At 62.9% G+C, this 25,851-nt stretch carries 21 protein-coding genes; 11 read left to right on the forward strand and 10 right to left on the reverse strand.

The window, feature by feature from the left end; translation table 11 throughout:
• Position 1: 1 nt before the first annotated feature.
• Complete coding sequence (locus tag ACVCMJ_RS01230; RefSeq protein WP_447082534.1) at positions 2-481, forward strand: DUF1178 family protein; 480 nt, start codon at positions 2-4, stop codon at positions 479-481.
• Positions 482-561: 80 nt separating this feature from the next.
• Here ACVCMJ_RS01230 and efp read toward each other — a convergent pair whose 3' ends face one another.
• From efp to ACVCMJ_RS01275, 9 genes are all read right to left on the reverse strand, one after another.
• The gene (efp, locus tag ACVCMJ_RS01235; protein WP_447082535.1) at positions 562-1,119 is read right to left on the reverse strand and encodes an elongation factor P; all 558 of its coding nucleotides are present in this window, start codon (positions 1,117-1,119) and stop codon (positions 562-564) included.
• Positions 1,120-1,217: 98 nt separating this feature from the next.
• Positions 1,218-2,309, reverse strand: a complete 1,092-nt coding sequence (gene earP / locus ACVCMJ_RS01240) for an elongation factor P maturation arginine rhamnosyltransferase EarP (protein WP_447082536.1) — start codon at positions 2,307-2,309, stop codon at positions 1,218-1,220.
• Positions 2,310-2,366: 57 nt separating this feature from the next.
• Complete coding sequence (locus ACVCMJ_RS01245) at positions 2,367-3,560, reverse strand: DUF2863 family protein (RefSeq protein ID WP_447082537.1); 1,194 nt, start codon at positions 3,558-3,560, stop codon at positions 2,367-2,369.
• 265 nt (positions 3,561-3,825) lie between these two features.
• Positions 3,826-6,411, reverse strand: a complete 2,586-nt coding sequence (gene acnB / locus ACVCMJ_RS01250; protein WP_447082538.1) for a bifunctional aconitate hydratase 2/2-methylisocitrate dehydratase — start codon at positions 6,409-6,411, stop codon at positions 3,826-3,828.
• 174 nt (positions 6,412-6,585) lie between these two features.
• Positions 6,586-6,894: a GNAT family N-acetyltransferase gene (locus tag ACVCMJ_RS01255; RefSeq protein ID WP_447082539.1), complete on the reverse strand. Its 309-nt coding sequence runs from the start codon at positions 6,892-6,894 to the stop codon at positions 6,586-6,588.
• A complete protein-coding gene (locus ACVCMJ_RS01260) occupies positions 6,884-8,335 on the reverse strand; it encodes a bifunctional 2-methylcitrate dehydratase/aconitate hydratase (RefSeq protein ID WP_447082540.1) in 1,452 nt (483 codons plus the stop codon). Before ACVCMJ_RS01260 ends, ACVCMJ_RS01255 begins: the two co-directional genes overlap by 11 nt.
• 23 nt (positions 8,336-8,358) lie before the next feature.
• Complete coding sequence (gene prpC, locus ACVCMJ_RS01265; protein WP_447082541.1) at positions 8,359-9,549, reverse strand: bifunctional 2-methylcitrate synthase/citrate synthase; 1,191 nt, start codon at positions 9,547-9,549, stop codon at positions 8,359-8,361.
• 44 nt (positions 9,550-9,593) lie between these two features.
• Positions 9,594-10,487, reverse strand: a complete 894-nt coding sequence (gene prpB, locus ACVCMJ_RS01270) for a methylisocitrate lyase (RefSeq protein ID WP_447082542.1) — start codon at positions 10,485-10,487, stop codon at positions 9,594-9,596.
• A gap of 180 nt (positions 10,488-10,667) precedes the next feature.
• Complete coding sequence (locus ACVCMJ_RS01275) at positions 10,668-11,657, reverse strand: malate dehydrogenase (protein WP_447082543.1); 990 nt, start codon at positions 11,655-11,657, stop codon at positions 10,668-10,670.
• Positions 11,658-11,861: 204 nt separating this feature from the next.
• Between ACVCMJ_RS01275 and ACVCMJ_RS01280 the strand changes: the two genes are divergently transcribed.
• The 7 genes from ACVCMJ_RS01280 to gltA all read left to right on the forward strand — a co-directional run bounded on the left by ACVCMJ_RS01280 (position 11,862) and on the right by gltA (position 17,591).
• The gene (locus ACVCMJ_RS01280) at positions 11,862-12,632 is read left to right on the forward strand and encodes a GntR family transcriptional regulator (RefSeq protein WP_447082544.1); all 771 of its coding nucleotides are present in this window, start codon (positions 11,862-11,864) and stop codon (positions 12,630-12,632) included.
• A gap of 70 nt (positions 12,633-12,702) precedes the next feature.
• On the forward strand, positions 12,703-13,116 hold the full coding sequence (sdhC, locus tag ACVCMJ_RS01285; RefSeq protein ID WP_447082631.1) for a succinate dehydrogenase, cytochrome b556 subunit: 414 nt from the start codon (positions 12,703-12,705) through the stop codon (positions 13,114-13,116).
• Positions 13,116-13,496: a succinate dehydrogenase, hydrophobic membrane anchor protein gene (gene sdhD, locus ACVCMJ_RS01290; RefSeq protein ID WP_447082545.1), complete on the forward strand. Its 381-nt coding sequence runs from the start codon at positions 13,116-13,118 to the stop codon at positions 13,494-13,496. The genes sdhC and sdhD overlap by 1 nt, the downstream gene beginning before the upstream one ends.
• A 1-nt stretch (position 13,497) precedes the next feature.
• Positions 13,498-15,273, forward strand: coding sequence for a succinate dehydrogenase flavoprotein subunit (sdhA, locus tag ACVCMJ_RS01295; protein WP_447082546.1), 1,776 nt, complete (start codon positions 13,498-13,500; stop codon positions 15,271-15,273).
• A 13-nt stretch (positions 15,274-15,286) separates the two neighbouring features.
• Positions 15,287-16,003, forward strand: coding sequence for a succinate dehydrogenase iron-sulfur subunit (locus ACVCMJ_RS01300; protein ID WP_447082547.1), 717 nt, complete (start codon positions 15,287-15,289; stop codon positions 16,001-16,003).
• A gap of 12 nt (positions 16,004-16,015) precedes the next feature.
• The gene (locus tag ACVCMJ_RS01305) at positions 16,016-16,279 is read left to right on the forward strand and encodes an FAD assembly factor SdhE (RefSeq protein WP_447082548.1); all 264 of its coding nucleotides are present in this window, start codon (positions 16,016-16,018) and stop codon (positions 16,277-16,279) included.
• 16 nt (positions 16,280-16,295) lie between these two features.
• Positions 16,296-17,591, forward strand: coding sequence for a citrate synthase (gltA, locus tag ACVCMJ_RS01310; protein WP_447082549.1), 1,296 nt, complete (start codon positions 16,296-16,298; stop codon positions 17,589-17,591).
• A 114-nt stretch (positions 17,592-17,705) separates the two neighbouring features.
• Here gltA and ACVCMJ_RS01315 read toward each other — a convergent pair whose 3' ends face one another.
• The gene (locus tag ACVCMJ_RS01315; RefSeq protein WP_447082550.1) at positions 17,706-20,000 is read right to left on the reverse strand and encodes an NADP-dependent malic enzyme; all 2,295 of its coding nucleotides are present in this window, start codon (positions 19,998-20,000) and stop codon (positions 17,706-17,708) included.
• 259 nt (positions 20,001-20,259) lie between these two features.
• Here ACVCMJ_RS01315 and ACVCMJ_RS01320 point away from each other — a divergent pair, with 259 nt between their 5' ends.
• From ACVCMJ_RS01320 to lpdA, 3 genes are read left to right on the forward strand one after another with little or no spacing between them, the layout of a single operon-like run.
• Positions 20,260-23,139, forward strand: a complete 2,880-nt coding sequence (locus tag ACVCMJ_RS01320) for a 2-oxoglutarate dehydrogenase E1 component (RefSeq protein ID WP_447082551.1) — start codon at positions 20,260-20,262, stop codon at positions 23,137-23,139.
• Between the two features lie 46 nt (positions 23,140-23,185).
• A complete protein-coding gene (odhB, locus tag ACVCMJ_RS01325) occupies positions 23,186-24,406 on the forward strand; it encodes a 2-oxoglutarate dehydrogenase complex dihydrolipoyllysine-residue succinyltransferase (protein WP_447082552.1) in 1,221 nt (406 codons plus the stop codon).
• Positions 24,407-24,420: 14 nt separating this feature from the next.
• Complete coding sequence (lpdA, locus tag ACVCMJ_RS01330; RefSeq protein WP_447082553.1) at positions 24,421-25,848, forward strand: dihydrolipoyl dehydrogenase; 1,428 nt, start codon at positions 24,421-24,423, stop codon at positions 25,846-25,848.
• The last annotated feature ends 3 nt before the right edge of the window (positions 25,849-25,851 follow it).

Consider the following 25,851-nt stretch of genomic DNA (forward strand, 5'->3'; position numbering starts at 1 on the left):
CATGGCACTGAAAGTATTCGATCTCGCGTGTGAGCACGAGCACCTCTTCGAGGGCTGGTTCGCTTCTGCGGAAAGCTATGACGACCAGCTCGCGCGCGGGCTGGTTCGCTGCCCTGTATGCGACAGCACGGAGATCACGCGGCGCGTGTCCGCGCCGCATCTCAACGTCAGCCATTTGCGTGCCGATCCCGGGACCCGGGAGCAGAACCTCCCGGAGGGGCGAGCCGCAGTGGCGTCTCCCTCGGGCGACCAGATGTCCCGGCTGCAGGCCGAAGTGCTCAGGCAGATCCGCCGCATCGTGCGCCAGACCGACGACGTGGGTGCGCAGTTTGCCGATGAGGCGCGCCGCATGCACAGTGGCGAAATTGAAGAGCGGCCCATCCGGGGGACGGCTTCAGCTCAAGAATGCGTGGAACTGGCCGAGGAAGGCATCACCATCATGCCCATCCCCGACATTCTTGACGACGACCGGCTGCAGTAGCAGACGCGCAGACCCTGTAGCGGTAATCTCAAAGGGGCGGCGAGCCCCGGCGCGCCGCTGTGAGCGGCGCGCGCCGAACATTACATGACCCGGCTGCGATATTCGTTGGTGCGGGTATCGATCTCGATCTTGTCGCCGATATTGCAGAACAGGGGCACCTGCACTTCGTAGCCGGTGTTGATCTTCGCGGGTTTCAGGACCTTGCCCGAGGTATCTCCCTTGACCGCAGGTTCCGTGTAGATGATTTCGCGCACGATGATGGTGGGCAGTTCCACCGAAATCGCACGGCCTTCGTAGAAGACGACTTCGACCGTCATGCCTTCTTCGAGGTAGTTCAGCGCGTCGCCCATGCTGTCGGCTTCGACTTCGTGCTGGTTGTATTCCTCGTCCATGAATACGTACATCGGGTCGGCGAAGTAGGAGTAGGTGCACTCCTTCGTCTCGAGCACGACCTGCTCGAATTTTTCGTCAGCCTTGTAGACGGATTCGCTGGGACTGTTGGTCAGCAGGTTCTTGAATTTGAGCTTCACCACGGCCGCGTTGCGGCCCGATTTGTTGTATTCGGCCTTCTGGACGACCAGGGGGTCGTGGCCGACCATGACGACGTTGCCGACGCGCAGTTCCTGTGCGATTTTCATAGGGGTAGGACTCCGGGGGTTCAAGCGCCCCGGAATGGGTGCGCGCAGGGCGCCCCCGCACTACTCCGAGGCAGCGCGAAAAAAATTAACTGTATATTCTAACCCTTTTGGCGCCTGCTCTGGCAGAACTCCACCAGACTGCTCGCCATATCCGGCAATCGGGTCAGCTCCTGGGACCACCCATGGCTGCGTTCGCTCCAGGCGGCCCACGCCGCGGGCCGGAGGACGGCGGAAAGCGCCTGCGCCATCAGGCGGTCATCATGGCCGTTCCAGGCGCGGTGTAGTGCGCGCACGTCATCCGGCCAGCCAGCCGCTTGCATCCAGGCCTCCAGCTTGATACGGTGCGCATCGCCGTCCTGAGCGTAGATCTGCCACACCAGCGGGCTGCCGGTCCATTGAGCACGGACCAGAGAATCTTCGCCGCGCACGAAGTTCAGGTCGCAGCACCATAGCAATTCGTCGAAGCGGGCCTGAGGGACGAACGGGACGGCGGCTACCGTCAGGTTGCCCCGGCTGTGCAGGCCGGGCGGCGGATCCCCAGGCACCAGCAGCCAGGCAGGGGTGTGATGCGCGGCCAGCGCATCGGCCAGTCCTGCGTACGGCCCATCCGGATATCCGAATAGCAATACGCAGCATGCATTCGCCGGGATCCTGGCAGCGTCGATGCCCGTCAGGGCCTGCAAGCGCCCCCGGCGATCGGTTGCCTGCGCCCGTGTCTGTCGGTCCTTAAGGCCGGGTTCCCGCAACAGCCCGCCGGTTGCTCGCGTGAATCCCGGGAAGTAGAAATATTTCGGAACTCCGTTGGCCTGCGGTGATGGAAGTCCGTGGCAGCCGGTCACCCAGGTTTCCGCGCTGAGGTATTCCAGATTGATCCACAGGCAACCTTGTTGTGCCATGCGGGCCTCGTAAGACGGTGGCAAGGCGCACGCAAAAGCCTCGATCACGATCCCATGGCGAGGCGGGGAGGCTTGGTCCGCCAAGTGCCAGGGGAGGACCTCGGCGCCATCGATCCGCTGCCCTTTCCCGGCGGGATCGAGATCCGGCAGCAACTGCGCCAGCACGTCCAACCGGTCGATCCACAGGCGTACGGGGTAGCCCATGGCGGCAAGCTGGCGCGCCAGCCGCCAGCAGACGCCCGCATCGCCAAAATTGTCGATGACGCGGCAAAAAAGGTCGAATGCGGGCTGCATGATGGCCTCGTTTCCGGGGAGGTGCGCAAATCGCGTGAAGGCGGAAAACCGCCCGCGTCAGTGCAATTGCAACGGTTCCGGATCGATCTCTTCGGGAAGTTCCGGATGCTGCATTTCGCCCAGCATGTTCGGGAAATAGGGCGCGCCGCAGTCTTCGCAGTAATCCAACCCCTGCATCCCGGGCAGGCGGCGGATGTCCAGGATGCCGGATTCGCGCAGCAGTGCGGCGATGGCGTCCCAGGTATCGACTTCGCCTTCCTGGGCCTGGTCGGGGGCGGATTCTTCGCGGCTGAGCGCCGGCCAGACGCAGCCATAGATCACGTCGTTGCTGGTGCGCGTACAAAACCCGATGCGGTATTCTTCGATCGACTGTTCGCCGCAGGCCACGATGGCGCAGCGCAGGTCCGCTGTGGGCAGCTTGGCGGCGGTCTGCAGCCAGGTGATGGCCGCCTTGAGCGTGAGCGGCCGGATGGATTGGTCCGCCTGGCGCGTGCTGGTGTAGTAGGCATCGGGAGCCAGATATTCCATGCGGCAGCCCGTGAAGACCGGATCCAGGATCTGGGCGCACCCTTCGGCCCATCGAGCTGCGATGGCCTTGCGGGCCTCGGCTTCCGGTTCTGCCGTCTGCCATTGAAACAGGGCTTCGCCGCGGGGTACGACGATCACGCCCACCAGGAAGTATGCGTCGGCCAGCAGATCCGCCGGGGACTCCGCATCGCGCACTGCGGGCCTGTCGCGTCGACCCAGCGCCTGCGCGGCCATGGACTGGACCCAGCCACGAGCTTCCTGGAAGGACTGCGGCAAGCGATCGAACCGGACGAGTTCGGGAAGCAGTGCGGCGTGCGCCTGGGGTGCCAGGATCGCGGTTCGCAGCAGTTCAGCGAGCTGTTGCGCCTGAGCCTCGCGCAGCCTGCCTTCCGGCAATTGATAGCGGGTCCAGGCCAGGGAGGGCGCTGAAAAGAGCAGCGCGTCCCACTCCTGGTCGTCGTGCGTCAGCCGGAGGGACTCGGAGTGTGTTTCGGCCTGCTCGATGAGCACGTCGTAGGCCGGGGAGTGCTGGTCCAGGAGGTTGTCCAGTGCGGTCTCCACCGTGCGCCGATGACGGGTGGCGAGCGCTTTGTCCAGCGCCTGACCCAGACGTTCTTCCCAGAAGAGGTCTTCGAGCTGGCTGCCGGAACGCGACAGGGCCTCGGCCAGGGAAATCAGCGCGAGTGATGCCTTGGAGGGAGCGGAGGATGAACGGGAGGGCATGGCAAACGGAGGTGGGCGGTCGGGTCCCCGCCGATGGCGGCGGAAAACCTGCACTATACGGGAGTTGCGTCCGGTCCGGGCGATCAGGCCCAAACGGTGCGGCAGACTGTTGCGTCCGGTCCGTCGAGTCACACGATGGGGTGGCTCGACCGGGCTTGACGGTTGTACTAGTGTACTGCCTGGGCCGGAACGCAAAAAAAGCCTCGATCCGCCGGACGGATCGAGGCTGGCCGGCTTTCCCGCGCGAAGGCGGGAACGGGCGTTGTCAGGCTTGGACCGTGTCGGCCACTTGCGTGAAGTCTTCGATCTGATCGAAGTTCATGTAGCGGTAAATGCGCTCCCCGTCCTGCGCCAGCACACCCATGTCCTTCAGGTACTCCTCCCGGGTCGGAATCCGGCCCAGGCGCGAGCAGATGGCGGCCATCTCGGCCGACCCCAGGAACACATTGGTGTTCTTGCCCATCCGGTTCGGGAAGTTCCGCGTGCTGGTCGAGAACACGGTGGCGCCTTCGCGAGTCTGCGCCTGGTTGCCCATGCACAGCGAGCAGCCCGGCATTTCCATGCGGGCACCCGCGGTGCCGAACGTACCGTAATGGCCTTCCTTGGTGAGTTCGCTCGCGTCCATCTTGGTGGGGGGCGCCACCCAGAGCTTGGACGGCAGGTCGCGCTGGCCCTCCAGCAGCTTGGCGGCCGCCCGGAAGTGACCGATGTTGGTCATGCAACTGCCGATGAAGACTTCGTCGACTTTCGTCCCGGCGACGTCCGACAGCGTCTTCACGTCATCCGGATCGTTCGGGCAGGCGACGATGGGCTCCTGGATGCCGGCCAGATCGATGTCGATGACTGCGGCGTATTCGGCGTCCGCGTCGGGGACCACGAGCTGCGGGTCGGCCAGCCAGGCTTCCATGTTCTTGATCCGGCGCGTGAGCGTGCGGGCATCCTGATAGCCGTTGGCGATCATCCACTTGAGCAGCGTGATGTTGCTGTTCAGGTATTCGATGATGGGTTCTTTGTTCAACCGTACCGTGCAGCCGGCGGCCGACCGTTCCGCCGATGCGTCGGTCAGTTCGAAGGCTTGCTCGATCTTCAAATTCGGCAGCCCTTCGATCTCCAGGATGCGGCCGGAGAAGATGTTCTTCTTGCCCTTCTTCTCGACCGTGAGCAGGCCCTGCTTGATGGCGTAGAGCGGAATGGCGTTGACCAGGTCGCGCAACGTCACGCCCGGCTGCATCTTGCCCTTGAAGCGCACCAGTACGGATTCCGGCATGTCCAGCGGCATGACGCCCGTGGCGGCCGCGAAGGCCACCAGCCCCGAACCCGCCGGGAAGCTGATGCCGATCGGGAAGCGAGTGTGGGAATCGCCGCCGGTGCCGACGGTGTCGGGCAGCAGCATGCGGTTCAGCCACGAGTGGATGATGCCGTCCCCGGGGCGCAGGGATACGCCGCCGCGCGTGCTCATGAAGGCAGGCAGCTCATGGTGGGTCTTCACGTCCACCGGTTTGGGGTATGCGGCTGTGTGGCAGAAGGACTGCATCACCAGATCCGCCGAGAAGCCCACGCAGGCGAGATCCTTCAGCTCGTCGCGCGTCATGGGGCCGGTGGTGTCCTGGCTGCCTACCGAGGTCATGCGCGGTTCGCAATAGGTGCCCGGGCGCACACCCTGGCCTTCCGGCAGCCCGCAGGCGCGACCCACCAGTTTTTGCGCCAGCGAGAACCCCTTGCCCGAATCGGCAGGCGCCTCCGGCAGGCGGAACAGCGTCGTTGCAGGCAGGCCCAGCGCGGCGCGAGCCTTGGCCGTGAGGCCGCGACCGATGATCAGCGGAATACGCCCGCCAGCCCGGACCTCATCCAGCAGCACATCGGATTTGAGCTTGAATTCCGCGATGACCTTGCCGTCCTTCAGCGCCTTGCCTTCGTAGGGGCGCAATTCGATCACGTCACCCATGTTCATGGCCGAGGTGTCCAGCTCGATCGGCAGTGCGCCGGAGTCTTCCATGGTGTTGTAGAAGATCGGCGCGATCTTCCCGCCCAGGCACACCCCGCCGAAGCGTTTGTTGGGTACGTACGGAATGTCTTCGCCGGTGAGCCAGATCACCGAGTTGGTCGCCGACTTGCGCGACGAACCCGTTCCCACCACGTCGCCCACGTACGCGACGACATGACCCTTCGCCTTCAGCTCGTCCAGCAGTTTGATGGGGCCGACCTTGCCGGGCACGTCAGGCGTGATCCCGTCGCGCGGATTCTTCAGCATCGCCAGCGCGTGCAGCGGAATGTCCGGGCGGCTCCACGCGTCCGGTGCGGGCGACAGGTCGTCCGTATTGGTCTCGCCCGTCACCTTGAAAACGGTGAATGTCAGGCTTTTCGGCACTTCCGGCCGGCTGGTGAACCATTCGCCATCCGCCCAGCTTTGCAGCACGCCTTGCGCATGTGCGTTGCCGGCCTTCGCCTTTTCCTCCACGTCGTGGAAGGCATCGAACACCAGCAGCGTCTTCTTCAGGCCTTCAGCCGCAATCCCCGCCAGTTCCGCATGGTCCAGCAGCTCGATCAAGGCACTGATGTTGAACCCGCCCAGCATTGTCCCCAGCAGTTCCGTCGCATGCTTCGCATTGATCAGCGGGCACTTTTCCTTGCCCAATGCGACTGCTGCAAGATACGACGCTTTGACATGCGCGGCGTCGTCCACTCCGGCCGGCACCCTGTGGGTGAACAGATCCAGAAGGAACTGTGCCTCGTCGGCCGGCGGGTTTTTCAGCAGCTCGATCAGATCGGCCGTTTGTTGGGCCGTCAGTGGAAGCGGCGGTATCCCGATCGCTTCACGGGCGGCGGCTTCAGTGCGGTAAGAGTCCAGCATGTCGGATGCCCCGAAAATGGATGTTTGAAATCGCCGCCATTGTACGGGGGGAAAGCTGTTTCGGCAACAGTCTTATATAAGATATAAGACATTGGTGTTTCACTTTAACGGGTCGAGCCGATATCCGCACCAGGTCGCCAGCCTGCGACCGGTCCGTGTGAAAACAGCCGCCGTCTAGCGGCTCACGACATCCGCATATTCCGGATGCCGCCGCACATACGCGGCCACATACGAACACGTCGGCACCACCCGCCAGCCTCGTGCCCGCGCAGTTTCCAGCGCCACCCGCGTCAGATCCGCCGCGATGCCGCGCCCGCCCACGGCGGCCGGCACACCCGTGTGGTAATACTCCGCCACCAGGCCTTCCAGCGCGTAATCCAGCACGCACAGGTGGCCCTCCTGCGTCGTCTCGAACCGGTGGGCCGCCTCATTGTGCGTAATGACGCGGCCCGACCCGGGAACCGTCGATTGGTCAGATGACATATAGATCCACGTACTCGTGCACCGGCATCGCCTCCAGACGTGCCTGATCCAGCGATGCGTCCAGGATGCGCTGCTGCTGCCTCGCCGGGAACTGACGTGCCAGGTTGGTGCGGAACTTGGCCTCCAGCAGCGGGATGCCGTCCTTGCGCCGGCGCTTGTGGCCGATCGGGTATTCACAGACGATCTCGTCCATCTTCGTGCCGTCGTTGAATTCCACCGTGAGCGCGTTGGCGATGGAACGCTTGTCGGGATCGTGATAGTCGTGTGTGAAGGCGGGGTCTTCGACGCAAGTGATCTTCGCGCGCAATGCGTCGATGCGCGGGTCGGCGGCCACGGAATCCTCGTAGTCGCCCGCCGTCAGCCGCCCGAAGAGGATGGGCACCGCAACCATGTACTGCACGCAGTGGTCGCGGTCGGCCGGATTGTTCAGCGGCCCCTTCTTGTCGATGATCCGGATGCAGGCCTCGTGCGTACGGATTGTGATCTTTTTGATATCCGCGTCGGTCTTGCCCAGCGCTTTCAGCTTGTCGTGGATCTGCATCGCGCATTCCACAGCCGTTTGCGAATGGAATTCGGCCGGGAACGAGATCTTGAAGAGCACGTTTTCCATGACATAGCTGCCGTACGGACGCTGGAACTTGAACGCCTGGCCCTTGAAGAGGACATCGTAGAAGCCCCAGACGGGAGCCGTCAATACCGACGGATATCCCATCTCGCCGGTGCGCGCCATGAGCGCCAGGCGAACCGCACGGCTAGTGGCGTCGCCTGCCGCCCAGGACTTGCGGCTGCCGGTGTTCGGCGCGTGGCGATAGGTGCGCAGGCTTTGTCCGTCCACCCACGCCAGTGACACCGCATTGGTGGCCTCGTCGCGCGACAGGCCCAGCATCTGGGAGACTACGGCGGTCGACGCGACCTTGACCAGCAGCACGTGATCCAGGCCGACCTTGTTGAAGGAGTTCTCCAGTGCGATGCAACCCTGGATCTCGTGCGCCTTGATCATGCCCTCGAGCACCGCGCGCATGGTCAGCGGCGCCTTGCCGGCCGCGACCGCGTTGCGAGACAGCCAGTCGGCCACTGCCAGGATCCCGCCGAGGTTGTCGGAAGGATGGCCCCATTCGGCGGCCAGCCAGGTGTCGTTGAAGTCCAGCCAGCGGATCATGCAGCCGATGTTGAAGGCTGCCTGGACCGGATCGAGCTGGAACTGCGTACCGGGGACCTTCGCTCCGTTGGGGACGATGGTGCCGGGAACGATGGGACCCATGAGCTTGCGGCAGGCGGGGTATTCCAAGCCTTCCAGACCGCAGCCCAGCGTGTCGATCAGACAATTGCGGGCGGTTTCAAGTGCCAGTGCGCTGTCGATTTTGTAGTCGAATACGTAGTTGACGATGTCCACCAGCACTTGGTCGGGTTGGGGACGCACGTTGGAAAGAGTCGCAGACATGATGGTTCCTGAAAGGTTGCGGCTTATTTGCGCTTGGCCAGCGGAACGAACTTCAGGTCCTCGGGACCCACATAGTTGGCGGTCGGCCGGATGATCTTGTTGTCCACACGCTGCTCGATGATGTGGGCCGACCATCCGGCGGTGCGGGCGATCACGAACAGGGGCGTGAACATGCTGGTCGGTACGCCCATCATGTGGTAGGACACGGCCGAGAACCAGTCCAGATTCGGAAACATTTTCTTGGCGTCCCACATGACCGATTCCAGCCGTGCGGCGATGTCGAACAGCTTGGTGGAGCCCGCCGATTTCGACAGTTGCTTGGCCACGGACTTGATGACCTGATTGCGCGGGTCGGATACCGTGTAGACGGGGTGGCCGAAACCGATCACGATTTCCTTGGCCTCGATACGGCGGCGGATGTCGGCCTCGGCTTGGTCGGGCGTGTCGTAGCGGCTCTGGATCTCGTAGGCGACTTCGTTGGCGCCGCCGTGCTTGGGACCGCGCAGCGCACCGATCGCACCGGTGATGGCCGAGTACATGTCGGAGCCCGTGCCGGCGATGACGCGCCCCGCGAAGGTCGAGGCGTTGAATTCGTGTTCGGCGTACAGGATGAGCGAAGTGTGCATGGCGCGCACCCACTCGTCCGAAGGGGGCTCGCCATGCAACAGATGCAGGAAGTGGCCCCCGATGCTGTCGTCGTCCGTTTCCACGTCGATCAGGCGGCCGTTGTGGCTGTAGTGGTACCAGTACAGCAGCGCGGAACCCAGGCTGGCCATCAGCTGATCGGCGATGTCGCGCGCGCCGGGCAGATTGTGATCGTCCTTTTCGGGCAGTACGCAGCCCAGCACCGATGCGGCGGTGCGCATCACGTCCATGGGGTGGCTGGAGGCGGGCAGCGTGGTCAGCACGTCCTGCACTTGGGCGGGCAGGCCTCGGAGGCGGCGCAGCTTGGCCTTGTAGGCGGTTAGTTCCGCCTTGTTCGGCAGCTTGCCGTGGATCAGCAGATGGGCGACTTCCTCGAATTCGCAGGTGTCGGCAATGTCCAGAATGTCGTAGCCGCGGTAGTGCAGGTCGTTGCCGCTGCGGCCGACCGTGCACAGCGCCGTATTGCCGGCGGCGATGCCGGACAACGCGACCGACTTCTTGGGTTTGAAGCCGGTGGGGGCGGCTGGAGTCGCCGCCTTGCTGGCTGCGGCGCTGGATCTTGTTGCCATGAGGAGTCTCCTTGATAAGTGAGGGTGCGAAGCAGCAGCCAGGGTTAGGATGCCTTGTTCTTCCGGAACAGGGCGTCGAGCTGCTCTTCGAAGCGGTGGTAGCCGATACGGTCGTAGAGTTCTTCGCGGGTCTGCATGAGGTCGACCACATCGCGCTGGTGGCCATCGCGCCGGATGGCGTTGTATACGGTCTCGGCGGCCTTGTTCATGGCGCGGAAGGCCGATAGTGGATAGAGCACGATGCCCACGCCCACGCCGGCCAGTTCCTGCACTGAAAACAGCGGAGTCTTGCCGAACTCGGTGATGTTCGCCAGGACGGGCACGTCCAGGGACTGCGTGAACTTCGCATAGGTCTCCAGATCGTAGGAGGCCTCCGCGAAGATCGCATCCGCGCCGGCCTCGACGCATGCGTGCGCGCGTTCCAGGGCAGCGTCCACACCGGCCACGGCGATCGCGTCGGTGCGGGCGATCAGATAGAAATCGCTGTCGGTGCGTGCATCCGCCGCCGCCTTGACCCGGTCGGCCATTTCCTCGGTAGTGACGATTTCCTTGCCCGGACGGTGGCCGCACCGCTTGGCGCCGACCTGGTCCTCGATGTGGCAACCGGCGGCGCCGAACTTGATCAGTGACTTGACGGTGCGGGCGATATTGAAGGCGGAAGGGCCAAAGCCCGTGTCGATGTCCACCAGCAGGGGCAGATCGCACACGTCGGTGATGCGACGGATGTCGGTCAGCACGTCGTCGAGCGTATTGATGCCCAGGTCCGGGAGCCCCAGCGACCCGGCTGCCACGCCGCCGCCGGACAGGTAGATGGCGCGATAGCCCGCCCGTTTGGCCAGAAGCGCATGATTGGCGTTGATCGCGCCGATGATCTGCAGCGGGGATTCTTCAATGAGGGCCTGGCGCAGCAGGGCGCCAGGTGAGGCAGGACGAGTCATGGTGCGCACTCCGGAAGACTGCCGTGCCGCCGGACGGAGCCGCGGGCACGACAGCAATCACCCCGCATCAGGGGTGGACCGGCCCATTGTGAAGACGGGGACCGGGTTTGTCTGTCGTTGATTGGACATTCGGCGGCGACCGGAGCAGCCCGCGGGGACGTGCGCCGTTCGCCGGCCGGCTTATTTCAGCAGATCCTTGATGCCGTCCCGTTCTTCAAGGAGTTCGTTGAGCGTATGGTCCATGCGCTCGCGCGAGAAGGCGTCGATTTCCAGGCCGGTCACGCGCGTGTATTCGCCGTTGGCCGTGGTCACGGGCACCCCGTAGATGATGCCTTCGGGAATGCCGTAGGAGCCGTCAGACGGAATGCCCATGGTGACCCACTTGCCGTTGCTGCCCAATACCCAGTCGCGGACGTGGCTGATCGCCGCATTCGCCGCGGACGCAGCCGACGACAGACCGCGTGCCGCGATGATGGCGGCACCGCGCTTGCCCACTGTGGGGATGAAAGTGTCGCGGATCCAGGCCTGGTCGTTGATGAGCGACTGCACCGATTTCCCGCCGATGGTGGCGAAACGCGTATCCGGGTACATGGTGGGAGAGTGGTTGCCCCACACCACCAGCTTCTCGATGTCACCCACTGCCTTGCCCGTCTTGGTGGCGATCTGCGACAGTGCGCGATTGTGGTCCAGGCGCAGCATGGCCGTGAAGTTCTTGGCCGGCAGATCAGGTGCCGACTTCATGGTGATGTACGCATTGGTGTTGGCCGGGTTGCCGACCACCAGCACCTTCACGTTGCGGCTGGCGACTTCGTTCAGCGCCTTGCCCTGTTCCGTGAAGATCTGGGCGTTGACCTGCAGCAGGTCCTTGCGCTCCATGCCGGGGCCGCGGGGGCGCGCGCCCACCAGCAGCGCCACATCGGCGTCCTTGAACGCGGTGCGCGGGTCGCTGTGCGCGCTCATGCCGGCGAGCAGCGGGAAGGCGCAATCTTCCAGTTCCATCATGACGCCCTTCAGGGCATTCTGGGCTTTCTCGGCGGGGATCTCCAGCAACTGCAGGATGACGGGCTGGTCCTTGCCCAGCATTTCTCCGGATGCAATGCGGAACAGCAATGCATAGCCGATCTGACCGGCTGCGCCGGTGACGGCAACGCGCATGGCGGGTTTGGACATCGTGGTTCTCCAATCAATGGTGATACAAAAGAATATCGGGGCGGTACCCACAAACGGCGAAGAGGTTAGTGTATTTCATCGCGCAGCGTCAAGACTCTTATATCTTATATAAGACAGAAGAGTATTAGACATCCCGACGTGGAAATGCGAAAATGCGCAGGTCTCATTTTGTAGCATGGCCGTCCTGCCGCACCTTCGTCCGACATGTCCGATTCGCGCCTCATTGATCGCAAGCAGCCCCTGGGTCGCACTTCCCACAGCGCCGCGTTCAGCCCGCTGTATCAGCAGATCAAGGCGCTGATCCTGCAGGGACTGGACCGGGGCGAATGGAAGCCTGGCGAAGCCATCCCCAGCGAACTCGAACTGGCGGCCCGCTTCCAGGTGAGCCAGGGCACCGTGCGCAAGGCCATCGACGAGCTTGCGGCGGACAATCTGCTCATCCGCCGCCAGGGGAAGGGCACCTATGTCGCCACCCACAACGAAGCCCGGGTCCGGTATCGATTCCTGCGCCTGACGCCGGATGATGCCCGGCCGCAGCCTTCCTCCAGTCAGATCCTGGACTGCCACCGTATCAAGGCCACCGTCGAAATCGCGGGTGCGCTCGGGCTTCGCACGGGTGATGCCGTCGTGAGTCTGCGTCGGGTCCTGTCCTTTGGCGACATCCCGACCATCCTGGACGACATCTGGCTGCCGGGCAACCCTTTCAAAGGGCTGACGCTGGAATCGCTGTTGAGGTATCGTGGCCCCATGTATGCCCTGTTCGAGACCGAATTCGGGGTGAGCATGGTGCGGGCGGACGAAAAGATCCGCGCGGTGGCTGCCAGTGAGGCTCAGGCCAAGCTGCTGCATGTCGGGACGGGCAGCCCATTGCTGCAGGTCGAGCGCGTGGCCTACACCTACGGGGACCGGCCCGTGGAGCTGCGCCGCGGGCACTATGTGACCGAACGCTATCATTACCGGAACAGTTTGAATTGACCGCGCAATGGGCGAAAATGCCCATTGCGGTGCACCAGAGATTTTTACATTTATTCACTACGAGGGCATCATGTCTGAATCAGCAACGAAGCCACGCCCGCAGTTCCGTAATCTGGGGGTGACCGACCTCATGAGTTACCGCCTGCCGCCGGCTGCGAAAACATCCTTTCTGCACCGGATCAGCGGGGCGCTGCTGCTCCTGGCCCTCCCCTTGGTGATTGTGCCCCTGTTCGGCCAGAGCGTCCATTCCCCGGAGACCTTTGCCGCCATGAAAGCGTGGGTCGCGACGCCGCTTTGCAAGATCGTCCTCCTGGTGCTGATGTGGGGGTACTTCCATCACTTCTGCGCAGGCATCCGTTTCCTCACGCTGGATCTGCATATCGGCAATTCGCGCGCCGATTCCCAGCGCTCGGGCGCGGTCGTCATTGGTGTGGCCCTGGGGCTGACGGTCGTCTTCGGTTTGAAACTTTTTGGAGTCTGGTAATGGCAGAAGCACGCATTGGTCGCCGGCGTCGTGTCGTCGGTGCGCATTACGGGACCCGCGATTTCATCGTCCAGCGTACGACGGCCGTCATCATGGCTCTGTACACGCTGGCGCTGGTTCTTTACGCGGTGTTCGTTCCCAGCCTGGATTTCGAATCCTGGCGTGCCTTTTTCGCGTTCAAGGTCGGTACGCTGCCGGTGGGCCAGATGCTCGGTTCGGTCGCGTTCCTGTCGTTGGCGTGGCATGCCTGGGTAGGGGCTCGCGACATTTTCATGGATTACGCGCACGCGGACGGGCTGCGCCTGTTCCTGGAAGCCGTGGCGGTTCTGTGGATCGTGGCATCGGTCGTGTTTTTTGGTCAAATTCTCTGGAGTCTGTAACGTGGCTGCTGTCAAGACATCTATTCCGCACCGCCGATTCGACGTTGTGATCGTCGGCGCTGGCGGGGCCGGGCTGCGCTGTGCGCTTCAGCTCTCCCATGCCGGCCTGACCGTGGCTGTTGTCTCCAAGGTCTTCCCGACGCGTTCGCACACGGTGGCGGCCCAGGGCGGCGTCAGCGCTTCGCTGGGCAACATGAGCGAAGACCACTGGCAGTGGCACATGTACGATACGGTGAAGGGTTCCGACTGGCTCGGCGACCAGGACGCCATCGAATTCATGGTGCGCGAGGCGCCCAACGCCGTCTACGAGCTCGAACACTACGGCATGCCGTTCGACCGCAATGCCGACGGCACCATCTATCAGCGCCCGTTTGGCGGCCACACCGCCAACTTCGGCGAAAAGCCCGTGCAGCGCGCCTGTGCGGCGGCTGACCGGACCGGTCACGCGATGCTGCACACGCTGTATCAGCGCAACGTGGCCGCCCGCACGCACTTCTTCGTTGAATGGATGGCGCTGGATCTGCTGCGCAATAATGCCGGCGACATCCTGGGCGTGACGGCCATGGAGATGGAAACCGGCCAGATGTTTGTGCTCGAGGCTAAGCAGACCGTGCTGGCGACGGGCGGATCGGGCCGTATCTGGGCGGCCACGACCAACGCCTTCATCAATACGGGCGACGGTCTGGGCATGGCGGCGCGCGCGGGGCTTCCGCTCGAAGACATGGAATTCTGGCAGTTCCACCCCACCGGGGTGGCGGGCGCGGGCGTGCTCATCACCGAAGGTGTGCGCGGCGAAGGCGGCTTCCTGCTGAACAAGGACGGCGAACGCTTCATGGAGCGCTATGCGCCCCAGCTGAAGGATCTGGCACCGCGCGATTTCGTATCGCGTTCGATGGACCAGGAAATCAAGGAAGGCCGCGGGTGCGGCGACGGCAGCCACGTCCTGCTGAAGCTCGATCACCTGGGCGCCGACACCATCATGAAACGCCTGCCATCGATTCGCGAGATCGCGATCCGGTTCGCCAACGTCGATCCGATTCATGATCCCATCCCGGTCGTGCCGACGATCCACTATCAGATGGGCGGTATCCCGGCCAACATCCACGGCCAGGTGGTCACGCACGTCAATGGCGAGGAAAAGGTCGTCAATGGCTTGTACGCCATCGGCGAATGCGCGGCGATCTCGATTCACGGTGCCAATCGCCTGGGGACGAACTCGCTGCTGGATCTGATCGTATTCGGCCGCGCGGCCGGCAATCACATCATCGGCCAGCACCCGGAGAAGCAGCACTCGCACGAGGTGCTTCCCGAGACCGACGTCGAGGCCTCGCGCGACCGGATTGACCGCATCGAAAGCCGCACTTCGGGGACCAAGGCCCAGGACGTGGCTCAAAAGATGCAGACCATCATGCAGTCGCACTGCGGCGTGTTCCGCAAGCTGGACATGCTCAAGGAAGGCCAGAAGATGATTGCCGACCTGGTATCGGAGGTCAACGACGTTCACTTCGCGGACAAATCCAGGACGTTCAACACGGCCCGTTTCGAGGCGTTCGAACTGACCAACATGATCGAGGTCGCACGGGCCACGACCACCTCGGCGGCCAATCGCCTCGAATCGCGGGGCGCCCATGCGCTGGACGAGTATCCCGAGCGCGACGACGTGAATTGGCTCAAGCATACCTTGTGGTTCGCTGACGACAACCGCCTGGAATACAAGCCGGTTCACATGAAGCCGCTGACGGTGGATACCATCCCGCCCAAAGCCCGTACCTTCTAATCTGGATAGTGTCATGAGTGAAAAACGTGTCATGAAGTTCGAGATTTACCGCTACGATCCGGACAAGGACGAGCGGCCCTACATGCAGAAATTCGAAGTCGAGCTGCAGCCGACGGACCGGATGCTGCTGGACGCCATTCTGCGCATCAAGAACGATTTGGACGACAGCCTGGCCGTTCGCCGGTCCTGCCGCGAAGGCGTGTGTGGGTCCGATGCGATGAACATCAATGGCAAGAACGGCCTGGCTTGCATCACGAACCTGAAGACGGTGACCGAGCCCGTCGTGCTCAAGCCGCTGCCCGGGCTGCCCGTGGTGCGCGATCTGATCGTGGACATGACCTTCTTCTACGACCAGTACCATTCGATCAAACCGTACCTGATCAATAACGACCCGCCGCCCGAGAAGGAGCGCCTGCAGTCGCCGGAGGAACGCGAACTGCTCAATGGCCTGTACGAATGCATTCTGTGCGGCTGCTGTTCGACGGCCTGCCCGTCGTTCTGGTGGAACCCGGACAAATTCGTCGGTCCCGCCGGTCTGCTGCAGGCCTATCGTTTCCTCGTGGATTCACGGGACCAGGCGACCGACGAGCGTCTGGACGACCTCGAGGACCCGTATCGTCTGTTCCGTTGCCACACCATCATGAACTGTACGGATGTCTGTCCCAAGGGCCTGAATCCTTCCAAGGCCATCGGCAGCATCAAGGAAATGCTGGTGCGCCGGACTGTATAGGAACTTCGCAGCATGTCTGGCGATCTAACTCATCTGGAGCGTGCGCGCCTGCGTTGGCGCGCACGCCGCGGTTTACTCGAAAACGACCTCATCCTCCAGCGCTTCTTCGATGCCTATGAAGCGGATCTGACCGAGGAGGATGTCGGCGCGCTGACGCGGCTGCTCGAGATGGACGATACCGACCTGCTCGACATCTTCCTGGATCGCGCGGATCTGGCCGGGGCGTATGACGACCCGCGGATTCGCACCCTCGTCGAGCGCATGAAATCGCTGTAAATTTAAGGAAAATCACATGCAGTTATCCGATAAGAAAGCCACGCTATCGTTTTCCGATGGCAGCCCTTCCGTTGAATTTCCTATGTACAAGGGCACCATCGGCCCGGATGTGGTTGACGTTCGTTCCTTGTACGGCAAGACGGGCCTGTTCACGTTCGATCCGGGGTTCAAGTCGACGGCCTCGTGCGAGTCGGCCATCACCTTCATCAATGGCGAAGAAGGCCAGCTCCTGTACCGCGGATACCCCATCGAGCAACTGGCCCACCGCTGCGACTTCCTGTCGGTCGCCTACCTGATCATGAACGGGGAGCTGCCCAATGAGGCGCAGCAGCAGGAGTTCGACAATCTGGTCACGCATCACACGCTGGTGCATGAGCAGATGCACATCTTCCTGCGCGGTTTCCGCAGCGACGCCCACCCCATGGCGATCCTGACTGGCTTGGTCGGGGCACTGTCGGCCTTCTACCACGATTCCACGGACATCACCAACCCGCGCCATCGCGAGATCTCGGCCATCCGCCTGATCGCCAAGATGCCGACGCTGGTGGCCATGGCATACAAGCATTCGGTGGGGCAGCCCTTCATCTACCCGCGCAATGATCTGTCCTATACGGGCAATTTCCTGCGCATGATGTTCGCCACCCCGTGCGACGACTATCAGGTCAACGACGTCGTGGAACGCGCGCTGGACCGCATCTTCATCCTGCATGCGGACCATGAACAGAATGCTTCCACTTCCACGGTGCGCCTGTGCGGTTCTTCTGGCACGAACCCGTTTGCCGCCATTGCGGCGGGCGTGGCCTGCCTGTGGGGTCCCGCGCACGGCGGCGCCAACGAGGCCTGCCTGAACATGCTGGAGCATCTGCAGGCCAACGGCGGCATCGCCAAGGTCGGCGAGTTCATGGAGAAGGTCAAGGACAAGGATTCAGGCGTGCGCCTGATGGGCTTTGGCCACCGCGTCTACAAGAACTACGATCCCCGCGCCAAGCTCATGCAGGAAACGTGCCGCGAAGTGCTCGACGCACTGGGCCTGCACAATGACCCGCTCTTCAAGCTGGCGATGGAAGTCGAGCGCATCGCGCTGGAAGACCGCTATTTCGTGGATCGCAAGCTCTATCCGAACGTGGACTTCTATTCGGGCATCGTGGAACGCGCCATCGGCATTCCCTCGTCCCTGTTCACCGCGATCTTCGCGCTGGCTCGCACGGCAGGCTGGATCGCACAATGGAACGAGATGCTCTCCGATCCGGAATACAAGATCGGTCGGCCCCGCCAGTTGTACACCGGTTCGGCCAAGCGCGACGTGAAATAAGCCGTCGCCTGCAAAGAAAAACGGACCTTCGGGTCCGTTTTTCGTGGGCGCTTGCCGGATCGAAAAAGGTGAGGCCGGCTGCTTCGAGCCGGCAAGCAGCCCGCCCGCCGGTTCCTACACCTGTTCGCCGGCCTCTTGCTGGGCGTCCACCACCGCCAGCGCTGTCATGTTGACGATGCGACGAACCGTGGAACTGGTCGTCAGGATGTGGACGGGACGGGCCGCTCCCAGCAGCACCGGACCCATGGCCACACCGTGGCTGCCGGTCATCTTCAACATGTTGTACGTGATGTTCCCTGTGTCCAGGTTGGGCGTGATCAGCAGGTTGGCCGGGCCCTTCAGCGTCGAGTCGGGGTAGGACTTCAGCCGGATGGCTTCGGACAGCGCCGAGTCGGCGTGCATTTCCCCGTCGACCTCCAGGTCGGGAGCGCGTTGCGTGATCAGGCGGCGCGCCTCGGCCATCTTGCGGGACGAGGCGGTCGGTCGGCTGCCGAAGTTGGAGTGCGACAGCAGCGCGACCTTCGGTACCACGCCGAAGCGCCGGACTTCCTCGGCCGCGAGAATCGTCATGTCGGCAATCTGCTCGGCGGTCGGGTCCTCGTTGACATGCGTGTCGCAGATGAATAGCGTCTGCATCGGCAACATCAGGACGTTCATCGCGGCGAAAGTCCGGGCGCCCGGCTTCAGGCCGATGACCTGATCCACGTACTTGAGCTGATTGTCGAAGCGGCTGGCCACGCCGCACAGCATGGCGTCGGCATCGCCCCGCTGCAGCAGCATCACGCCGATCAGCGAATTGTGCTTGCGCACCATGGCCTTGGCGATGTCCGGCGTGACGCCTTCGCGCCCCAGCAGCTTGAAGTAAGCATTCCAGGTTTCATTGAAGCGCGAGTCGTCTTCCGGATTCACGATCTCGATGTTCTGGCCCGGCACCAGGTGCAGGCCGAACTTGCGGATGCGCATCTCGATGACGGCCGGGCGGCCGACCAGGATAGGGCGGGCGATCCGTTCTTCCAGGACGGTCTGAGCGGCCCGCAGCACGCGCTCGTCCTCGCCGTCGGCGTAGATGACGCGCTTGGGCGAGACCCTGGCCCGGTTGAAGAGGGGACGCATGAGCTGGCCGGAGTGGTACACGATGCTCATCAGCGATTGCCGGTAGGCATCCATGTCCTGGATCGGGCGGCGTGCGACCCCGGAAGTAGCGGCCGCTTCCGCAACGGCGGGAGCGATCTTCAGAATCAAGCGTGGATCGAAAGGCTTGGGAATGATGTATTCCGGTCCGAAGCTCAGATCCTGGTCGGCGTAGGCCGCCGCCATTTCGGCACTGGGCTCCGCTTCCGCGAGTTCGGCAATCGCCTTCACGCACGCGAGCTTCATGTCTTCGTTGATGACGCTGGCACCACAGTCGAGGGCCCCGCGGAAAATGAAGGGGAAGCACAGGACGTTGTTGACCTGGTTCGCGTAGTCGGAGCGGCCCGTGGCCACTATGCAGTCCGGGCGAGCGGTCTTTGCATCCTCAGGGCGAATCTCAGGGTCGGGGTTGGCGAGCGCCAGGATGATCGGATGGCCGGCCATGGAACGGACCATGTCCTGCGTGAGCACGCCCGGGGCGGAGCATCCCAGGAAGACGTCGGCGTCCTTCACCACGTCGGCGAGCGTGCGCGATCGGGTGTCCTGGGCATAGCGGGCCTTGTTGGGCTCCATGTGTTCGTCGCGGCCCTTCCAGATGACGCCCCGCGAATCCACGACAAAGATGTTCTGGTGATTGATGCCCAGTTTGACCAGCAGATCCAGGCAGGCGATGGCGGCAGCGCCTGCGCCGGAGCACACCAGCTTGACCTCGCCCATCTTCTTGCCGACAACCTTCAGGCCGTTCAGGATGGCGGCTGACGAAATGATGGCGGTGCCGTGCTGGTCGTCATGAAAGACCGGTATCTTCATGCGCTCGCGCAGCTTCTTCTCGATATAGAAGCATTCCGGCGCTTTGATGTCTTCGAGATTGATCCCGCCCAGGGTCGGCTCGAGCGCCGCGATGATATCCACCAGCTTGTCGGGATCGTGCTCGTCCAGCTCGATGTCGAACACGTCGATGCCGGCGAATTTCTTGAAGAGACAGCCTTTGCCTTCCATCACCGGCTTGGCGGCCATGGGACCGATGTTGCCCAGGCCCAGAACGGCCGTACCGTTGGTCACTACCCCGACGAGGTTGCCGCGTGACGTGTATTTGGTCGCTGCCGGTTCGCCGTCGGCGTGGATGGCCATGCTGGCGGCCGCGACCCCTGGGGAATAGGCCAGTGTCAGGTCATCCTGGTTGGCGAGCGGCTTGGTGGGCACCACGGAAATCTTTCCAGGCGTCGGGTAGGCGTGGTAGTCCAGCGCCATCCTGGCGCGGTCGTCATTGAGGTTCATAGCGGCTCATGCTCCTGCTTGCTTTTGGCGGGTCCCGGTTGTTTTGTAAAGCCAACGTAAAACGGCGCGAATGCGGCGTTTCAAGCCGTCAAGTGTATACCCCAGTTCCAACCCGGGTATACTTCACCCTTAATACGGCATATGTAAGGCGTCGTACATCAGCCTTCTGCCCCTGCTATCCGCTTATCGGTCGGGCCGAGCCGCGGAAGGTTTCGCAATCTGCATCGTTCGGGTGAAGCACCCGTCAGGTGAAGCATAAATGTCAACGGAACAAGAACTCCAGTCTAATTCCTATCTTTTTGGCGCAAACGCTCCCTACGTAGAAGAACTCTACGAATCGTATCTAGGCAATCCGGGTGCGGTTCCGGATCAGTGGCGCAGCTATTTCGACCAGCTCCAGCATCAACCGGCGGCTGACGGCCGCGAGGCCACGCGGGACCAGGCGCATGCGCCTATCGTTGCGTCCTTCGCACAGCGAGCCCGCGAAAACACCTTCCATGTGCGTCCGGCGGTTGCCTCGGACCAGTCGCTGGCGATCGCCGGCAAACAAGTCTACGTCCAATCCATCATCGCCGCCTATCGGTCATTGGGCCTGCGCCTGGCGCAGCTAGATCCGCTGAAGCGCCGCGATCGCCCGGAAATCCCCGAGCTCGATCCCGCTTTCTACGGACTGTCCGAGGCTGATCTGGATCAGATCTATTCCGCGACCAACACGTATTTCACCAAGGCCGACACGATGACCCTGCGGGACATCCTCAAGGCCCTGCAGGACACGTATTGCCGCAATGTCGGCGCTGAATTCATGCACATCACCGATCCGGCGGTCAAACGCTGGATCCAGGAACGTCTCGAATCGACGCTGGGTGTACCCGAATATACCAGCGAACAGAAGCGCAACATCCTTCGCCAGGTGACCGAGGCCGAGGGTCTGGAGCGCTTCCTGCACACCAAGTACGTCGGCCAGAAGCGTTTTTCGCTCGAAGGCGGCGAGAGCTTCATCGCGTCCATGGACGAGGTCGTCAATCACGCCGGCGAGAACGGCGTCCAGGATATCGTGGTGGGCATGGCCCACCGCGGGCGCCTCAACATGCTGGTCAACATCATGGGCAAGATGCCCGGGGACCTGTTTGCCGAATTCGAGGGCAAGCACACCCAGGGCCTGAGTGACGGCGACGTCAAATACCACAACGGCTTCTCCAGCGATCTGTCCACGCGTGGCGGGCCGGTCCATCTGTCGCTGGCCTTCAACCCGTCTCACCTGGAGATCGTCGACCCGGTGGTCGAGGGCAGCGTACGCGCCCGCCAGGATCGCCGCGGCGATCACGAGGGCAGCCAGGTGCTGCCGGTGCTCGTGCACGGCGACGCCGCCTTTGCCGGCCAAGGCGTGGTGATGGAAACGCTGAATCTGGCCCAGACCCGAGGCTATGGTACTGGCGGCACGCTGCACATCGTCATCAACAACCAGATCGGTTTCACCACTTCCGACCCGCGCGACACGCGTTCTTCCACGTATTGCACGGACGTGGTCAAGCTGATCGAGGCCCCGGTCTTCCACGTCAATGGCGACGATCCCGAAGCCGTTGTGTTCGTGACGCAGATCGCACTGGATTACCGGCTGCAGTTTCACCATGACGTGGTGGTGGACATCGTCTGCTTCCGCAAGCTGGGGCACAACGAGCAGGACACCCCATCGCTGACCCAGCCGCTGATGTACAAGAGCATCGGCACGCACCCCGGCACGCGCAAGGTCTATGGCGACCGGCTGGTGGCCCAGGGCGTGCTGGCTGAAGGCGAGCCCGACCAGATGGTCAAGGATTACCGTCAGCTCATGGAAGACGGCCAGCATACGGTGGAACCTGTGCTGACCGACTACAAGAACAAATACTCCACCGACTGGTCGCCGTTCCTGGGGGCGAAGTGGACGGATCATGCCGATACGGGTGTCCCTCTGGCGGAATTGACGCGCATCGGCGAAAGGATCACCCAGGTCCCTGACGGATTCACCGTGCACCCGCTGGTGAAAAAGCTTCTGGCCGATCGCCTGGCGATGGCGCATGGCGAACATGCGATCGACTGGGGCATGGGCGAACACCTGGCCTTTGCGACGCTGCTGACGAACGGCTATGCGATTCGCATCACCGGGCAGGATTCAGGACGGGGCACGTTCAGCCATCGTCACGCAGTCCTGCACGATCAGAATCGCGAACGCTGGGACGCGGGCGTTTACGTGCCGTTGGAGCACGTTTCGGACAATCAGGCGAATTTCACGGTGATCGATTCCGTACTGTCCGAGCTCTCCGTGCTGGGCTTCGAATATGGCTATGCCACCGCCGAGCCCAACGTGATGACCATCTGGGAAGCCCAGTTCGGCGATTTCGCCAATGGGGCCCAGGTCGTGATCGACCAGTTCATTACCTCGGGTGAAGCCAAGTGGGGCCGCCAATGCGGGCTGACGCTGATGTTGCCGCATGGCTACGAGGGCCAAGGCCCCGAGCACTCATCCGCCCGTGTCGAGCGGTTCCTGCAGATGTGTGCGGACAACAATATACAGGTCGTGCAGCCCACCAATGGCGCACAGATTTTCCACGTGCTGCGCCGCCAGATGATCCGGCCGTTCCGCAAGCCGCTGGTGATCTTCACGCCGAAGTCGTTGCTGCGCAACAAGCATGCCACTTCCCCGCTGGAAGACCTGGCGACTGGCACCTTCCAGCCGGTGATCGGCGAAGTCGATTCCGCTATCGTGGCCAGTGACGTCAAGCGCGTGATGCTGTGTTCCGGCAAGGTCTACTACGACCTGGTGCAGGCGCGTGCCGACCAGAAACGGACGGATGTTGCCATTCTGCGCATCGAGCAACTCTACCCGTTTGCGCATAAATCGTTCCAGACGGAGCTGCAGAAATACTCGAATGCGAAGGAACTGGTGTGGGTGCAGGATGAGCCGCAGAACCAGGGCCCGTGGTTCTACATCCAGCACCACCTCTACGAAAACATGAGTGATGGGCAAAGGCTCGGTTACGCGGGGCGGGCGGCGTCGGCCTCGCCTGCCGTGGGTTACCTGGCGAAACACCAGGAGCAGCAGCGCGCATTGGTCGAACAGGCCTTTTCGCCCAAGCTGAAGAGCCTCTCGATGATCAAGTGATCGGACCGATCCCTACCCAGAAAATTGCACAATACGGAAAATTATCATGGCTATCAAAGAAGTCGTCGTTCCCCAGCTTTCGGAATCGGTCTCCGAAGCTACCTTGTTGAACTGGAAGAAGCAGCCTGGCGCAAGCGTCGAGGCTGACGAGATCCTGATCGAAGTCGAAACCGACAAGGTGGTGCTCGAAGTCCCGGCACCGGCGTCGGGTGTGCTGACCGAGATCGTCAAGGGCGACGGCAGCACCGTCACGGCGGGCGAGGTCCTGGCCCGCATCGATACGGCCGCAAAGGCCTCGGCGCCTGCTGAAGCGCCCAAGGCCGAGCCGGCACCGGCTGCTGCGGCACCGGCTGCTGCGGCCGCCGCCGAGGCGCCGAAGACGGGCGCCAAGTCATCCGCGGCCTCGCCGGCTGCCGGCAAGATCCTCTCTGAAAAAGGCATCGATCCCGCCTCGGTACAGGGGTCCGGGCGGGATGGCCGCGTGACCAAGGGCGACGCCCTGCAGGCCACCAGCGCGCCGGCAGCGCCCGCGACGCCGTCCGCTCCCGTACCCGTCGGGCTGGACGGTCGCCCCGAGCAACGCGTGCCGATGAGCCGCCTGCGCGCCCGCGTGGCCGAACGCCTGATCCAGTCGCAGACTGAAAACGCCATTCTCACGACCTTCAACGAGGTCAACATGCAGGCCATCATGGACCTGCGCAAGAAATACAAGGACGCCTTCCAGAAGGAACACGGCGTCAAGCTGGGCTTTACCTCGTTCTTCGTCAAGGCGGCGGTTGCGGCCCTCAAGCGCTACCCCATCGTCAATGCGTCCATCGACGGCAAGGACATCATCTATCACGGCTACTTCGACATCGGTGTCGCCGTGGGTAGTCCACGCGGCCTGGTGGTGCCCATCCTGCGCAATGCGGACCAGCTCACGCTGGCCGACATTGAAAAGCAGATCGCCGACTTCGGTCAGCGTGCCCAGGACGGCAAGCTCACGCTGGACGAACTCACGGGCGGCACGTTCTCCATCTCCAACGGCGGCGTGTTCGGTTCCATGCTCTCCACTCCCATCATCAACCCGCCGCAGGCGGCCATCCTGGGCATTCACGCAACCAAGGATAGACCGGTGGCGGAAAACGGCCAGGTCGTGATCCGTCCGATGAACTATCTGGCATTGTCCTATGATCACCGCCTGATCGACGGCCGCGAAGCCGTCCTGGCACTGGTCGCCATGAAGGAAGCCCTGGAAGATCCGCAACGCCTGTTGCTGAACATCTGAGGGACACGATAATCATGGCAAAGCAATTTGATGTGGTCGTCATTGGTGCCGGCCCCGGCGGTTATATTGCGGCGATCCGCGCCGCCCAGTTGGGATTGGCAGTGGCGTGTGTGGACGCCTGGACGAGCCCGGCGGGCAAGCCGGCGCCGGGCGGCACCTGCACCAATGTGGGTTGCATCCCCTCGAAGGCGCTGCTGCAGTCGTCCGAGCACTACGAGCAGGTGAACGAGCATTTCGCCGACCACGGCATCACGGTCAAAGGTGTTTCCCTGGATCTGGCCAAGCTCATCGGCCGCAAGGACACGGTCGTCAAGCAGAACAACGAAGGCATCCTGTATCTGTTCAAAAAGAATAAGGTGTCCTTCTTCCACGGGACCGGTTCCCTGGGTGCCAAGACCGATTTCGGCTGGGCGGTCAAGGTCTCGGGTGCGACTGAAGAGGACCTGGAGGCGCGCCACGTGATCGTGGCGACGGGTTCCAACGCGCGTGAACTGCCGGGCACTCCTTTCGACGAGGATCGCATCCTGTCCAACGATGGCGCGCTGCGTCTGGCTGCCGTGCCGAAGAAGCTCGGCATCATCGGCGCTGGCGTCGTGGGGCTTGAGATGGGCAGCGTCTGGCGCCGCCTGGGCGCCGAAGTCACCGTCCTCGAAGCACTGCCCGATTTCCTGGGTGCCGTGGACCGCGATGTTGCCAAGGAAGCCCAGAAGGCGCTGACCAAGCAGGGATTGGACATCCACACCGGTGTGCGCATCACCGAGGTCAAATCGTCGGCCAAGGCGGTCACGGTTCAGTATACGGACGCGGCGGGCGCCGACCAGAAGCTGACGGTGGACCATCTGATGGTCTCCATTGGCCGTGTGCCGAACACGCAGGGCCTTGGGGCCGAGACCGTAGGCCTGAAGCTCGATGACCGCGGCTTTGTCGTGGTGGACGAGGACTGCCGCAGCAATCTTCCCAATGTCTGGGCGGTGGGCGATGTGGTTCGCGGTCCCATGCTGGCGCACAAGGCCGAAGAAGAAGGCGTGGCGGTGGCCGAGCGCATTGCCGGCCAGCACGGCCATGTGAACTTCGACACCATTCCGTGGGTCATTTATACCTCTCCCGAGGTTGCCTGGGTGGGCAGATCCGAGCAGGCCCTGAAGGCTGCCGGCCGCGACTACAAGGCAGGCAGCTTCCCGTTCATGGCCAATGGCCGCGCGCGGGCGCTGGGTGATACGACCGGCTTCGTGAAGATCCTGGCGGACGCCAAGACGGATGAGGTCCTGGGTGTGCATATCGTGGGGCCGATGGCATCCGAGCTCATCGCCGAAGCCGTCACCATCATGGAGTTCCGGGGGGCCGCCGAAGACATCGCGCGCATCTGCCATGCGCACCCGACACTGTCCGAGGCGGTCAAGGAAGCGGCCCTGGCGGTGGACAAGCGCACGCTGAACCTGTAATTC

The sequence above is a fragment of the Castellaniella sp. UC4447_H14 genome (genome assembly GCF_052978285.1).